This is a genomic window from Microbacterium sp. AK031 (genome assembly GCF_024807145.1).
Classification (GTDB): Bacteria; Actinomycetota; Actinomycetes; order Actinomycetales; family Microbacteriaceae; genus Microbacterium.
The window spans coordinates 177525-190671 of sequence record NZ_JANUCA010000007.1; the positions used below are offsets into that span (position 1 = coordinate 177525).

The 13147-nt window shown below is 66.8% G+C and carries 11 protein-coding genes; 5 read left to right on the top strand and 6 right to left on the bottom strand.

Annotated elements, in window-relative coordinates:
- Positions 1 to 23: 23 nt before the first annotated feature.
- Genes HDC95_RS13810 through HDC95_RS13820 form a run of 3 tightly spaced genes read right to left on the bottom strand, consistent with a single transcriptional unit; the run spans position 24 to position 3612 of the window.
- Positions 24 to 1217, bottom strand: coding sequence for an acylneuraminate cytidylyltransferase (locus HDC95_RS13810; RefSeq protein WP_259064164.1), 1194 nt, complete (start codon positions 1215 to 1217; stop codon positions 24 to 26).
- The gene (locus tag HDC95_RS13815) at positions 1214 to 2635 is read right to left on the bottom strand and encodes an alpha-2,8-polysialyltransferase family protein (protein ID WP_259064165.1); all 1422 of its coding nucleotides are present in this window, start codon (positions 2633 to 2635) and stop codon (positions 1214 to 1216) included. The genes HDC95_RS13810 and HDC95_RS13815 overlap by 4 nt, the downstream gene beginning before the upstream one ends.
- A complete protein-coding gene (locus tag HDC95_RS13820; protein WP_259064166.1) occupies positions 2632 to 3612 on the bottom strand; it encodes a glycosyltransferase family 2 protein in 981 nt (326 codons plus the stop codon). The genes HDC95_RS13815 and HDC95_RS13820 overlap by 4 nt, the downstream gene beginning before the upstream one ends.
- A gap of 359 nt (positions 3613 to 3971) precedes the next feature.
- Here HDC95_RS13820 and HDC95_RS13825 point away from each other — a divergent pair, with 359 nt between their 5' ends.
- Positions 3972 to 5108: a DUF3137 domain-containing protein gene (locus HDC95_RS13825; protein WP_259064206.1), complete on the top strand. Its 1137-nt coding sequence runs from the start codon at positions 3972 to 3974 to the stop codon at positions 5106 to 5108.
- 7 nt (positions 5109 to 5115) lie between these two features.
- Here HDC95_RS13825 and HDC95_RS13830 read toward each other — a convergent pair whose 3' ends face one another.
- Positions 5116 to 5841 carry an SDR family oxidoreductase gene (locus tag HDC95_RS13830; RefSeq protein WP_259064167.1) on the bottom strand — a complete coding sequence of 242 codons (726 nt, stop codon included), beginning with the start codon at positions 5839 to 5841 and terminating at the stop codon, positions 5116 to 5118.
- A 132-nt stretch (positions 5842 to 5973) separates the two neighbouring features.
- On the opposite strand from HDC95_RS13830, the gene HDC95_RS13835 reads away from it, so the two are divergent.
- The 4 genes from HDC95_RS13835 to HDC95_RS13850 all read left to right on the top strand — a co-directional run bounded on the left by HDC95_RS13835 (position 5974) and on the right by HDC95_RS13850 (position 8977).
- Entirely contained in the window at positions 5974 to 6375 is a 402-nt protein-coding gene (locus tag HDC95_RS13835) for a MerR family transcriptional regulator (protein ID WP_259064168.1), read from the top strand.
- A 117-nt stretch (positions 6376 to 6492) separates the two neighbouring features.
- Positions 6493 to 6843: a PadR family transcriptional regulator gene (locus HDC95_RS13840; RefSeq protein WP_259064169.1), complete on the top strand. Its 351-nt coding sequence runs from the start codon at positions 6493 to 6495 to the stop codon at positions 6841 to 6843.
- The gene (locus HDC95_RS13845; RefSeq protein WP_259064170.1) at positions 6843 to 7886 is read left to right on the top strand and encodes a hypothetical protein; all 1044 of its coding nucleotides are present in this window, start codon (positions 6843 to 6845) and stop codon (positions 7884 to 7886) included. The genes HDC95_RS13840 and HDC95_RS13845 overlap by 1 nt, the downstream gene beginning before the upstream one ends.
- Positions 7887 to 8122: 236 nt before the next feature.
- Positions 8123 to 8977 (top strand): formylglycine-generating enzyme family protein, encoded by an 855-nt coding sequence (locus HDC95_RS13850; protein ID WP_259064171.1) that lies wholly within the window; start codon positions 8123 to 8125, stop codon positions 8975 to 8977.
- Between the two features lie 23 nt (positions 8978 to 9000).
- Here HDC95_RS13850 and HDC95_RS13855 read toward each other — a convergent pair whose 3' ends face one another.
- Entirely contained in the window at positions 9001 to 11295 is a 2295-nt protein-coding gene (locus HDC95_RS13855; protein WP_259064172.1) for a family 43 glycosylhydrolase, read from the bottom strand.
- A 4-nt stretch (positions 11296 to 11299) separates the two neighbouring features.
- On the bottom strand, positions 11300 to 13123 hold the full coding sequence (locus HDC95_RS13860) for a glycoside hydrolase family 2 protein (RefSeq protein ID WP_259064173.1): 1824 nt from the start codon (positions 13121 to 13123) through the stop codon (positions 11300 to 11302).
- Positions 13124 to 13147: the final 24 nt, after the last annotated feature.

Below are 13147 nucleotides of genomic sequence, written 5' to 3' on the forward strand. Positions count from 1 at the left end.
GTGAACACCGCGCGAATGAGGGGTTACCGGTGTCGGTCGGCTGTCAGAACGCGCTCGATGAGCTCGCGCACCGCGCCCTGTCCGCCCGACTTGTCGAGCACGACCCTGGCGGCAGCACGCACCTCCGGATGCGCGTTCGCGACGGCCACCGGCCACCCGACGATGCGCATGGCGGGCAGGTCGTTGACGTCGTTGCCGAGATAGGCGATGTCTGCAAGGGCGATGCCGTTCTCCACCGCCCATGCGGAGAGCGCCTCCTCCTTGTCGTCGATGCCGTGCCGCACCGCAACGCGAAGCTTGTCGGCCCTGGCCCGCACGACCTGATTGACCTCGGTGGAGAGGATGAGCATCGGGATGCCGGCGCGCCTGAGCCGCGCGACCCCCATGCCGTCCTCTCTGCTGACCCTCACCTGCTCACGCCCTTCGGCATCGACCAGAGCGGTGTCGTCCGTGTGCACACCGTCGAAGTCGGTGACGACGGCCTTCACGTCGATGCTCTCGGGCTGGTCCATGAGGGGGGCAAGAGCGGATGCCACGGCGGCATGCTGCTCGTCGTCGATCTCGACCGCGCTCAACTCCGGAACCTCGACGATCCCCACCCGGCCGAAGAAGCGGTGCCCTCCTCGGCGGAAGCCGTCGGCCCGGAACACGTAGAACGCGCCGGTCTCGAGGTAGTGCGGCTCGCGGTCCTGGCGGCGGGGGCGGCGGGCGGCATCGTGGTTGATCGCGGCTGCTGCCTGGTCGTCGTCGCGCCGCCACAGGAATCCATACGTCTCGTGCGCGGAGAACATGCTGTCGTATCGGCCCGAGCGCACCTCGTCGACGGCCGCGTCGATACGGTCACTGGGGATGAACGGCGACGTCGCCTGGATGAAGACGACGATCTCCACGGTCTCTCCTGCCGATTCGAGGGCATCGAGGGCGTGCAGCACGGCGCTCTCGGAGGAGGCGGTGTCCCCGGAGATCTCGTCCGGTCGACGGATGGCCCGTGCCCCGGCCGCGACACTGAGTTCTGCGATCTCGTCATCGTCGGTGGAGACGACGACGAGATCGACGTGTTCGGCAGCAGCGGCGGCTCGCACCGCACGCTGGATGAGCGGGACGCCTCCGATCCGTCGAAGGTTCTTGCGCGGCACGCCCTTCGACCCGCCGCGCGCGGGGATCACCGCGACAGTCAGGCCGCGTGCGCGCTGGTCATCATCGATGAGCTCGCTCATAGCCCGCGCGCCACCTTCCATACTCGTGCGGCGCGTCGACGCGCACCTCTGAGGGTCAACCGGATCTCCTCGGCCCTGCCCACTCCCCCCACCGACCGCAGTGCGCGACGCACGATCGGCTCGACAGGAGCGCCGGGGAGGCGGAGTTCGACGAGACGCCGGAGATCGAAGTAGCGATCCCTCTCGGCGGGATCGAATCGGTCGAGCAGTTCTTCCGCCCGCGGTCGCAGGTGCGCGGCGATCTTCGGCTGCATCGCATATCCCACGGCATCGATGAGCAACTGCAGTTGCGCCGGGTCGCGGTATCGGCCGTCAGTGCGGGTCAGCGCATCGACGATCGTGGCCGGTACGCGGTTGCTGTTCCCGTAGGGGGTGAGCCTGCGCAGCACGGTCTGCGTGCCGGACGACGCGATCGGGCGGTCGAACAGTGTCTGCACCGTGGGGAGGGCGGTCGAGAACCCGGCGACGACGCCGTCGACGTCTAGTCGCTCTGCGACGAGCTCAGCCGACTCGACGCCCCGGTACTCGACGAACTCCGCCCCGTGTGCCTCTGCGCGTTCCCGCACGGCGTCGGTGACCAGCGGAGGCGCAGACGGATGCGGCTTGAAGACGATGCGCCGCGGGTTCCACGCCGCGGCGCGATTGATCATGTCACCCTGCATGGCGATCTCCTCCGCGGCCGAGACCAGCCCCAGCGCGGACAGATACTGGCCGAGCACGAGCACGGTCGGCGTGCCGTCGGCGAGCGCGTCGAGCTGCGGGTCGGCGGCGGCGGTCTCCTGCAGCACCCTGCGGAACGCGGCCGGCGGTACCGGCATCCGCTGTGCGCCGTCATCGCGAGACCGAGCCTGCGGCATGAGACTTAGGCTGCCTGGCTCGGTCTCGCGCGGCAGGGTCGGTCTCGCACCGCCGAGCACGAGCGGCTCCACACCGGGCACGACGTCGGCGTAGACGACGCGGCCGACCCGTTCGACGACGGTGCGCGGCAGCTTCACGCGCATCGGCGAGTAGGTCATCAGGCCGTCGCCGATGATCGTGATGCGCGCGTTCGGAAACAGCGACAGCAGGGTGCGCGCCGGGGCGACCTGCGGGCTCTGCACGAACAGCTCCAGGTCGTCGTCGAGGTTCCAGGCACGCGAGAGAAGGCGCTTCAGGATGGGGAAGTCAGCCGCCACGGGATGCCAGGAACTCGGATGCAGCGGCGAGAGGATCTCGTCGAGCGGCTCGATGCGATCGAAGCGCGCACACAGCGACCGGAGGTTGGGCTGCTCGTGGATCGCGAGGCTCGTCTCCGGTATCCGTGCGGAGTTCACGGGCACGAGCACCCGCTCCTCACCCGCCTCGATGAGTCCCTCGTCGAGTGCGGCCGAAGCTGTGGTGAGTCCGTACGCGCTGTGCAGAATGAAGAGCTGGGTCATCTCGCGTGTCCCGCCTCACGCAGGGTCCGCGCGAGCACACGTCGCTTGGATCCTTCCAGCCGCCCTAGAGCGCGCGCGACGTCGGCGGGAGGAAGAGTGGCGAGCAGGTCGCGGATACTGCCGCGCATCTCGCGCCGCAGCGGGGGCGCCATGCGCCTGGACCGCACGAAGTGATGCGAACTCAGCGCGAGCCCCGTGCGCACCACCTTCGGCATGAAGCGCTGCGCCTCGGCATCCTGCTCCACGATCTCCACCACCTGCGCGAGCGCACGCGGAAAGTCGAGCTGGCGCCGGTCCCGCACCTGGGTGAGCGAAGTCGCGATGCCGCGCCGGTAGAGCATCGCCGGGGCATCGACGGCCGCGAATGACGACGCCTGCAGGTGCAGTCGCCAGATCCATGGCCGGTCCTCTGCGGTGAAGAGCCCTTCCGGGAAGGCGGCGAGCCCCTGGTCGATGATGCGCCGGTGGAAGATGCCGGCCCAGGCGTACGGGTAGTCGACCATCGTCGTGTCGTCGGACGGCAGGATCGCGTCGCGAGGGGATGCGACGACCCCGCGCCAGGCGAAGGGGGCCCGCACGGTCTTGCGCGCAGAGCCGGTGACGCGCACGTGGTCGGTGCGGAGGAAGTCGCATCCGAGTTCGCGCAGCCGTGCGGCGAGCACCTGCAGCCGGCGCGGCTGCATCCAGTCGTCACCGTCGATGAAGCAGAACGCGTCGCCTTCGACATGAGCGAGGCCCTGGTTGCGCGCACTCGCCAGCCCGACAGGTCGGGGGTTGACGAGCACCTCGGCGTGCGCGAAGCGTTCTGCGTAGCCGCGCATCTGATCGCCCGTGCCGTCGCTCGAGCCGTCATCCACCGCGACGAGCTTCAGCGCGGCCGGATCGTCGAACTGCCGCAGCAGCGTCTCAAGAGTCGTGCCGATGTAGGGCGCAGCATCCTTCGCGGGAAGGATGACGGTGACGAGCGGTGTGCGCACAGGTCTCCCGGTGGGTCGGTGGCGTCCGGAATGGTCGCACCCGCACCTTGCCGCCCGGTGGCGCCGCGGTGAACGGCGGGTATCTCTCGAACCGCCGGGCGAAACAGGACTTCCCGCGCGAGACAGGACGTGGCACGCCCTGTCTCGTACGACAAGACCTGTTTCGAGCGGAAGGCCCTCAGCGCGCGATCGGCGGCACGGTCGACCAGGACGCACGGTCTTCCGCGGTTGGTGCGGCGGGAATGCGGCCCTTGCCGTCTGACTCCGGGATCGCGGCGAGCAGCGTGTTCACCCCTCGATTATCGCGAGCGCATGTCGCCGCGTTTCCACGCGACCCGGGTTAGCGTAGGCGTGTGAGCATGCCCCCTCCGCAACCGCTGACCTTCGACGCCCGCGCCCTCACCGAGCCGGTCGATGCGAAAGCCGTGAGCGCGTTCGCCGCGGAGATGAAGGCTCGTCGCCGTGGATCGGTCCAGGCATCGACCGTGATCGCGATAGTGATCGCGATCATCGCCGTGCTCGTCATGGTGCCGATGATGTTCGTGCTCATGGTCACGCTGGCCACCGGCCGCGATTCCCTCATCGCCATGCTTCCGCTGCTGCTCATCGCGCTCGTGGCGCTCGGAATCGGGATCGCGGCGTGGTCGTCCGTTCGGCGTCGGCGCGTCGAGAGGTACCGGCTCAGTCGCTTCGCCGCGGCGAACCACATGACCTACGAGGATCAAGTCGACGACCCGCCGCTCCCCGGAATGATCTTCACTCTCGGCCGCTCGCGCAAGGCGGAGCAGCTCGTCCGCGGTCACTCACCCCGATTCGTGGAGTTCGGCAACTACCAGTACACGACGGGCTCGGGGAAGAACTCGACGACGCACAAGTGGGGCTACGTCGCCGTCAAGCTCGACGTGCCGCTGCCGAACATCGTGCTCGATGCCCTCGGCAACAATGCACTGTTCGGCACGAACCTGCCGGCGTCGTTCCACAAGGAGCAGCGGCTCTCTCTCGAGGGCGACTTCGACAAGTACTTCACCCTGTACTGCCCGGCCGGCTACGAGCAGGACGCCCTGTACCTGTTCACGCCCGACATCATGGCGCGCTTCATCGACAACGCCGCGCAGCTCGATATCGAGATCGTCGATGACTGGCTGTTCCTCTACACGAAGCGCGAGGCGTCGACGCTCGATCCGAACACCTGGGCGTGGCTGTTCGGCGCCGTCGGGGCCCTAATCACGAAGTTCGACCAGTGGGCGAGGTGGCGCGATGACCGCCTGCTCACAGAACAGGGTCGCACGTACTCGCACGCGCAGGCGGCGGCTCCTCCTCCTGGACATGCGCCGGCTGCGCCGTCTCTGCCGTTCGCCGCTCCGGTGGGGATGCTGACGCCGCCGCCCGGTGTCGCACAACAGGGGCGACGGCTGAAGCGCAGCGGGCGCTGGGTGCCGATCGTGATCGTGGCGGTCTTCGCGATCGGCTGGTTCTGGACCCGAACCCTGTCCTGATCGCCTGTCAGCTCGCGCCCAGCAGCTCGGTCATCCGTTCGTAGAACGGCGCAGGGTCGCCGGCCAGCGAGCGCTTCACCATCGCCGTCCAGTCGTCGACGATCACCTCGATCGATCCGGCATCCAGACCGTCCAGGGAAAGACGCGGCACGTCGCGAGGATCGATCTTCGGGCCGTCGAATCCCGCGGCGATGTCTGTGTCGGCCGCGCCGAGGAGAACACCTTGAACGAGCGTCCCCTGCGCGGCGAGCTCGAGTCGCACGCCGTTCGTCATGTTCCATTCCGCCGCCTTGGCTGCGGCGTACGACCCCGTGCCGGGGCTCGCGAACCAGGACAGTGCCGACAGCACGTTCACGATCGCGCCGCCGCCGTTCGCGGCGAGCACAGGGCTGAACTCGCGAATCACGTCGAGCGTGCCCCAGAAGTGCGTGTCCATCTCGCGCCGGATCTCTGCGAGGTCGCCCGTGACGAGCGCGGCACCCGTGGAGATGCCGGCATTGTTGACGAGGAGGGTCACGTCGTGCGCGATGGCGGACGCAGCGACGACCGACTCATGGTCGAGCAGGTCCAGGCGCAGAGGCACCACCCGGCTGTCGTCGAAGTCGATGCTCTCGGGCCGGCGGGCCGTCGCGTACACCTTGCTGACCCCGCGCTCGAGCAGTTCGAGCACGAATTCGCGGCCGATGCCGCGGTTGGCTCCGGTGGCGAGAGCGATCTGGTCGGCGATGTTCATGGATTCTCCGCTTTCTGAGTGGTCTTCTCGAGGTTCGGCGGGCCGTACCCGGCGCCGCGTCGACTACTCTAAAAGTTGACGTTGACGTCAAGGGCAAGTCGAGAATCGTTCGTTGATCACAGAGAGGCTTTCATGCGGATAGGCGACGTCGCACACCGCGCGGGAGTGAGCACCCGCGCCCTTCGTTACTACGAGGAGCAGGGCCTGCTCGACTCGGAGCGCACCCCGAGCGGCCAGCGCATCTATGCGGAGTCGGCCGTCGAGCGCGTGCAACTGATCCAGCAGTTCTTCACGGCAGGTCTGCCGAGCCGCACGATTCTGCAACTGCTGCCCTGCGTCGACAGCGGACAGGGGTCGCCCGAGGTCTTCGAGATGCTCGCAGCAGAGCGTGATCGCATCACCGCTGCCATGACCGACCTCGCTGCCACGCGCGACGCTCTCGACCGGATCGTCGATATCGCGAACAATCCGACGCCCGAGCACTGCCCCGCGCTGCGCGAACCGGCGTGGGCCCCATACGCCGACGCGGAGTAGCCACCGCCGGATCGCGTCAGGGCCCCCGCTTGAGTCCGACTCGTCGACCCGCCGATCTTGCGTTTCGCACACTACTACGCAGTGCGTGGTAGTGTGCGATGCATTGAAGGGGGTTCTGTGGATACGACGCAATTGCTCAAGGGCGTACTCGATGTGGCGGTGCTCGCCGTGCTTCGGCAGGAAGACGGCTACGGCTACGACATCGTCCGGCGTCTGCGCGACGCCGGACTCGGAGACGTCGGGGACGCTTCCGTCTACGGCACTCTTCGCCGCCTCTACGCCGCCGGTTCGCTGTCGAGCTACGTCGTGCCGTCAGAGGGCGGGCCCCACCGCAAGTACTACGCCATCAACGCGCAGGGCGTGAAGACGCTCGACGCGCAGTCGGCCAGCTGGGCCGAGTTCGCGGCCGCGATGAGTGATCTGCTCGAACCAGCACGTGCCGCATCCCGCACGATCGGAGAGAAGTGATGAACAGCATTGAGATCTCGCTCGACGAGCGCATCCGCACCTTCACCGATTCCGTGCGTGAGCACCTCGACGACCTCCCTGCAGACGAAGTCGACGACATCATCGTCGGGCTCACCGCCGACCTCGCCGAGCAGGCAGCCGACAGCGGAGGGACGCTGGAGCTCGGCGATCCGGCCGTCTACGCCGCCGAGCTGCGATCGGCTGCCGGTCTGCCTGACCGATCGGATGCCGTGAAGCGGGAATCCGTGCGCGCGCGAGTGTCCAGGCGCCTCGGCTACATCGCCGTCGGCATGCGTCGCAGCGCCTTCGGCGCGTGGCTGCTGGATCTGTTCGTCGCACTTCGTCCGGTGTGGTGGGTGCTGCGGGGCGTCGCGATCTACGGGGTCGCACATGCGCTGTTCGGGTCGCCATCATTCGGCGGCAGCGGATCGGTCATGCCGGACACTCTGTTCGGATGGCTCATCCTCCTCGCGATGATTCTCGTCAGCGTGCAGTGGGGACGTGACCGTTGGCTGCCCCGGAACGCGCTGCGTCACGTGCGCACCGTGGTCAGCGTGATCGCGGTGCTTGCGCTGCCGTTCGCTCTCTCTTCAGTCCTGATTCCGCGCGTCGAGTACGTCTCGGATGGCGGTTACGAGCAGCCGGGCCTGCTGCTGGATGGTGTGCAGGTCGGCAACGTCTTCGCATACGACGAGAACGGCGAGCTCATCGACCGTGTGCAGTTGTACACCGACCGTGGCACGCCGTTGAACCTGTACGGTGGCGGAGTCGACGATGTCGCTGACGACGGCTGGTACGGGTACATGCAAGACGAGGATGGGCGCGTTCGCGTACCGTTCGATGACGCGCGCGGGTCTGAAGTCTGGAATATCTACCCGTTCCAAGAAGGTCGGGTGGATCTGAACACAGGCAAGGTCCGCACCTCGACCGTCAAGGACGCCCCCGCACCCTTCCTCCGTGCGCCAGGACTCCTCACGCCGTCGCCGACACCGTCCCCGACCGACGCTCCGGTCGAAGAAGCCACACCCACTCCGGAGCCCTAGGCGGAAGCATCAGGTCAGCTGACGAGCGACCTCGGTGAACGGCTTGTCGTCGACCGGGCTGATGTTCTCGATCGGGTTGCGGACGACGCGTCTCGATAGACTCAAGAGCGACGGCTGACGATGCGGATGAGAGCGGGTGCGGCCCGTCGTGCTCCTGTGGGGCACCGGGGCGAGAGCAGTTCCTGACGATCCGCGCGGTCGCGCCCGCTGCTACCGGCGCACGCACCTCAGCGGCGATGCACTCCGTCGAGCAGGTCAACGTTCCGGCAGGGTCCTTCCTGATGGGCGACTCGTCTGGGGACCGCAACATCGGCGACGGTGAGACCCCGGTGCACGATGTTTCGCTCGCGTCGTTCACCATCGATGCCACGCCTGTCACGAACGACGCGTTCGCCGCATTCGTGGCTGCGACGGGGTACCGCACTGAGGCTGAACTGTTCGCGTTCTCTGCCGTTTTCCACCTCGCCGTCGCTGCTCCAGAAAGCGACATTCTCGGTCAGCCCCCGGGGACGCCATGGTGGTTCGGCATTCGCGGTGCGGATTGGTCACATCCGGGCGGGCGGGACTCGAACCTCGACGGGCTGGGCGATCATCCGGTCGTCCACGTGAGTTGGAACGATGCGCAGGCGTACTGCGCGTGGGCAGGACGCCGCCTCCCCACTGAAGCCGAGTGGGAGTATGCCGCACGCGGAGGGCTTCCCTCCGCCAAGTATCCGTGGGGCGATGCGGAGGTGGATGAGGGGCGATGGCGAGCCAACATCTGGCAGGGAAACTTCCCGCGCGAGAACTCCATGGATGATGGTTTTCTCACCACCGCCCCGGTCCGCAGCTTCGAACCCAACGGATACGGGCTGTGGCAGAGTGTCGGCAACGTGTGGGAGTGGTGTGCCGATTGGTATGACCCGAAGGCCTACGAAAGCTCGGCCCTGGTGAATCCGGTCGGACCGGCATCCGGAACATCTCGCGTGCTCCGCGGCGGCAGCTACCTGTGCCACATCTCCTACTGCAACCGCTATCGCAATTCTGCACGCTCGCAGAACAGTCCCGACTCGTCCATGGGCAATGCCGGTTTCCGAACCGTAGCCCTCTGACCCGGACCGCGGCGAACAATCGGTCAGCGATAGGTTCGGAACCAGTCGAATTGCGCGGAGATCGATGCGTTGTCAGGTTGCGCCGACAGCTGCGCCAGATCCTGTGCGACCAGACCGACCTTCGGCTGAGGTCCGGCCGGCAGGGTACGGGTGCCGTGCCATGTCCAGTGCTCCCCGTCTATGCTGAGGGCGGCACGGTAGAGGTGCTCTCCGTTGTCGGCTACCGTGTGCTGCAGCCGCAGCCACATCGTGTCACGGCTCGGTCCGAGAGCCGCGTGCCCGTATGCGACCGTGCCGGCGCTGGCCGTCTCCTTGGCGAATGCCGTGAAGCGACGTGACTCGCGGGTCGTATAGGCCAGCTCGACCCATTCATCGTCATCGGTGTAGGCGATCAAACCCGCCTGCGGCCACCCATAGGGGATGGATTCGCCGAACGGGATCGTCACCTTCGTCTCTGCCGTCCAAGTGCCCGCCGGCATGTCGCGCAGCAGCAGAGAGGGCAGGGTATCCGCCTGAGGACGCTGGTTGATCAGCGTCGAGCGCTGGATGTCGAAATCGAGTCCTCCGTCGTCAACCGTGGCTGCGGGTTCGCGCAGCCAACTCCACTCCTCGGCGAGCTCTCCCTCGAACTCGTCTGAGTGTGCGGAGTCGAGCGCACCGATCATCGGATCGGGCACCCTGTCGGTCTTCGGTGTGTAGAGGCGCGCGATCGTCACGTCGTCGAAGTCGGCGCCGATGCCCTTCGCCTGCAGAGCCACGTGGCCGGACCGCATGCCCTTCGGCACGCGAAGCGTGACCTCAGCGACCGGGTCGTACTGGCCCGACTCGGACACAGCGACCCGAAGGCTGCCGTCGGAGAGCACCATCTCGATCTCATGCCAGGTCTCATAGTTGAATCCCGCCGGCAACGGCGCAGTCGTGGTGCGATTGCCTTGCACCTTGACGGTGAGCTGTTCGGATTCTCGATCGATCGACGCCGTCAGGCTGTGCCTGCCCTGCGCCGGTATCGAGATGCCGGCCTCACCGCCTTCGCCGCTCGCCAGACGCACGAGCGTCCGCGCGCGCAGATCGCCGTCCACGACAGCAGTCGAGGTGAGCGGCGTTTCGGATTCTGTGTGTGCGTAACCGCCCGTGGATCCCTCGCTCTTCGACCATCCGTCCGCGCTCATCCATCCCGAGAGATCACCCTCGAAGGCCTCGCTGATGAATGCGTCGTTGTCCGGCCCCTCCGTAGGACCCGAAGGCATTCCCGCACCGCCGTTGCCGATCGGCCACCCATCGATCCAATCCAGTCGAGTCAGCGCGATACCGCGCGCGCTCTCCGTACCGGAGACATACGGATCGTGCCGGTCGATCGCATGACTGACGATCCAGTCCTGGCCCGAAAGATCGGTGGCTATCGCGTTGTGCCCGGTACTGACGAACTCGTTGCCGTTGGGTGCCAGTACCGGAGTGCCGCCGCCCTGAGGGCCATTCAGCGAGTGTCCGTCGCGGTCCAGGAACGGACCGGTGGGATCGGTGGATCGCCCGACCATGATCGGATAGCCGGATGCTGCGCCGGCGCAGCATCCGCCGATCACCGACAGGAACAGGTAGTAGAAGCCATCACGATTCACGACGTAGGGTGCCTCGTATCGGTGCGCGTCGGTCAGCTGCACCGGCTCGCCGTCGGTATGCAGGCCGTCGGCGGCAAGTTTCACGACCCGCACACCGCCCTGTACTGACCCGTAATACATGTAGCGCGTCCCATCAGGAGTGGTCAGCAACTCTGGATCGATGTTGTTGCGGATCTCCGTGACGCCAGGGCGCACCTCCCAGGTCTCGTTGCCCACCACGACCTCACCCGTGTCCGTCCAAGGTCCGGTCGGATGCTCTGCGGTCGCGGCAGCGATCGTGCGCCACGGCGTGCCGGGGGCCTGCACGACATATGAGTAGTAGAGAACGTAGCGGCCGTCGAGGTAGGCGATCTCCGGCGCCCAGAACTGCCTGTTCGCGCCGGATGGCTTGCCGTCGTACGTCGGTATCGTCTCCGGTGTGAAGACGGGGCCGACCCACTCCCAATCGATCAGATCAGCAGATCTACTGATCATCATGTTCTGCTTGGCGTCGCCTTCGTACCGTTTCCCGTTGGTGCCATAGGCATACCAGAAGCCATCGTGACCCCGGATGATCGTCGGATCAGCGAAGTTCTCGGTGAATCCGGCCGACACGGGGTTCGTATACGTGCTCACGGCATCATCCTCCTGGGCTGAGACGGCGCCCGGTGCGAGCAGGCCTACGAGCAGTACCAGTGCGCTCCCGAAGCTGACGATCTTCATGACATCACTCCCTTGCCTCGCGGCGTGCCGCGTCGATGGCCTCTGCGGGGACCGAGCGAGCAGGCCTCTGAAGGATGCGCCGGATCTCCTCGAACGGAACCTTCGGCTCGCGATCCGCGGTCAGCAGACCGTTCGTCTCCTGTTCCGTGTCGGTGAGCTGCGTCCAGCAGAACCCCGCGACTTCCGGGCTGTCGAGCACCGCATCGACGATGTCGCGCACGCGCTCGATCAGCGCATCCGCCGAGGCGACCGTCGCGTAGCCGTGCCAGGCTTCACCCTCGCCCGGCCTGAGACTGGTGCCGCCTATCTCAGTCAGCATGACCGGTTGCCCGCGGTGGACTGGATCGTCGAGGAGGGCCGTGCGGCGGGCCGGCGGTCGATCACTGAGAACCCGGGCGATGCCGTCCTGGTCGCCGTACCGTTCGCGGAACGAGTCGCCGGCAGGGGCGTAGTCGTGCAGGCCCCAGATGTCGCTCTCGGTGTGTTCCCACCCGTCATTCGAGATGACGGGTCGGTTCGTGTCCAGGGCTTTGGTGACGTGATACAGGGCCCGCGTGGCCGATCTCTGCTGCGCGACGGCCAGACCGTGCCAGACTCCCCAGCTCTCGTTGAAGGGCACCCACGTCACGATGCTCGGATGGCTCCGATCCCTCTCGATCATCTCGAGCCATTCGCGAGTGAGGTGCCCGAGCATCCGATTCGAGTACTCGTACGCGCTGGGCATCTCCCCCCACACGAACAGGCCGAGCCGGTCGCACCAGGCGAGAAAACGTGGATCCTCGATCTTCTGGTGGATTCGGACCCCGTCGAAGCCGAGTTCCTTCGCGAGCTCGACCTCCCGGCGCAGCGCGTCGGCGGACGGCGCCGCAAGATGCGACTCCGGCCAGTAATTCTGCGCGAGAACGAGGCGCAGGTAGCGCGGCTGGCCGTTGAGGAGGAAGCGGCCATCCTTGATGCCGACGCTGCGAAACCCCACGTACGACGCGACCGCGTCGACGGTGCTGGCGCTGTCTCGCACTTCTACGGTCGCATCCATCAACGTCGGGCGTTCGGGGCTCCACAGCAGACGTCCGAGTTCCATGTCGTGCCGGCCCGCCGGTAGCGATATCGACCAGTGATCGTTGCGTCGTGTCGTGCGGAATGTCTGGTGTGCGATCACTTCTTCACCGAGCGTCAGCCGCACGTGGATGTCGACAGGAGCCGCAGGCACCTGCGACAGCTCGATCTCGAATCCGACCGTGGCGGTCGGCACATCCGGAGTCCAGTGCACCGCCCGCACATGCACGTCCGGCACGACCTCGGCCCACACAGGCTGCCAGATCCCGGTGGTGCGGTGGTACCAGATCCCGTGCGGCTCTGCCTGCCAATCCTGCTTTCCCCGCGGCTGGGACGGGTCGTCCCGCTCATCCTCAGCGCGCACCACGATCGTCTGCGTTCCCTTCGGGACCAGGGCTTCCGTGACGTCGAGCGCGAACGGCGTATGCCCTCCCTCGTGATCCCCGACGAACAGACCGTTCACCCAGACGGAGGCACGGTAGTCGACTGCTCCGAAGTGGAGCACGAGCCGCTCCCCCTGGGCGGGAGTTCGATCCAGCGTCACCTCACGGCGGTACCACACCACATCCGGGCAGTCAGGATCGTGTATCCCGCTCAGCCGGCTCTCCGGTGGATACGGCACGGCGATCGTTCGGGTGAAGGGGGCGGCATCCTGATGCCAGCCGGCAGCGCGCCCCCGATCGTCGGCGTCGGAAGCAAACCCCCACGGGCCGGTCAGATCCTGCCATAGAGGGCGGACCAGCATCGGGCGCGGGTAATCGAGGTCAGTCACGTCGTGCCTCCAGGATGTCTTGGG

Bases quoted from the DNA above. Each gene is read 5' to 3' on its own strand.
- HDC95_RS13810 (WP_259064164.1), bottom strand. From the start codon at position 1,217: ATGAGCGAGCTCATCGATGATGACCAGCGCGCACGCGGCCTGACTGTC.
- HDC95_RS13815 (WP_259064165.1), bottom strand. From the start codon at position 2,635: ATGACCCAGCTCTTCATTCTGCACAGCGCGTACGGACTCACCACAGCT.
- HDC95_RS13825 (WP_259064206.1), top strand. From the start codon at position 3,972: ATGCCCCCTCCGCAACCGCTGACCTTCGACGCCCGCGCCCTCACCGAG.
- HDC95_RS13830 (WP_259064167.1), bottom strand. From the start codon at position 5,841: ATGAACATCGCCGACCAGATCGCTCTCGCCACCGGAGCCAACCGCGGC.
- HDC95_RS13835 (WP_259064168.1), top strand. From the start codon at position 5,974: ATGCGGATAGGCGACGTCGCACACCGCGCGGGAGTGAGCACCCGCGCC.
- HDC95_RS13845 (WP_259064170.1), top strand. From the start codon at position 6,843: ATGAACAGCATTGAGATCTCGCTCGACGAGCGCATCCGCACCTTCACC.
- HDC95_RS13850 (WP_259064171.1), top strand. From the start codon at position 8,123: ATGCACTCCGTCGAGCAGGTCAACGTTCCGGCAGGGTCCTTCCTGATG.
- HDC95_RS13855 (WP_259064172.1), bottom strand. From the start codon at position 11,295: ATGAAGATCGTCAGCTTCGGGAGCGCACTGGTACTGCTCGTAGGCCTG.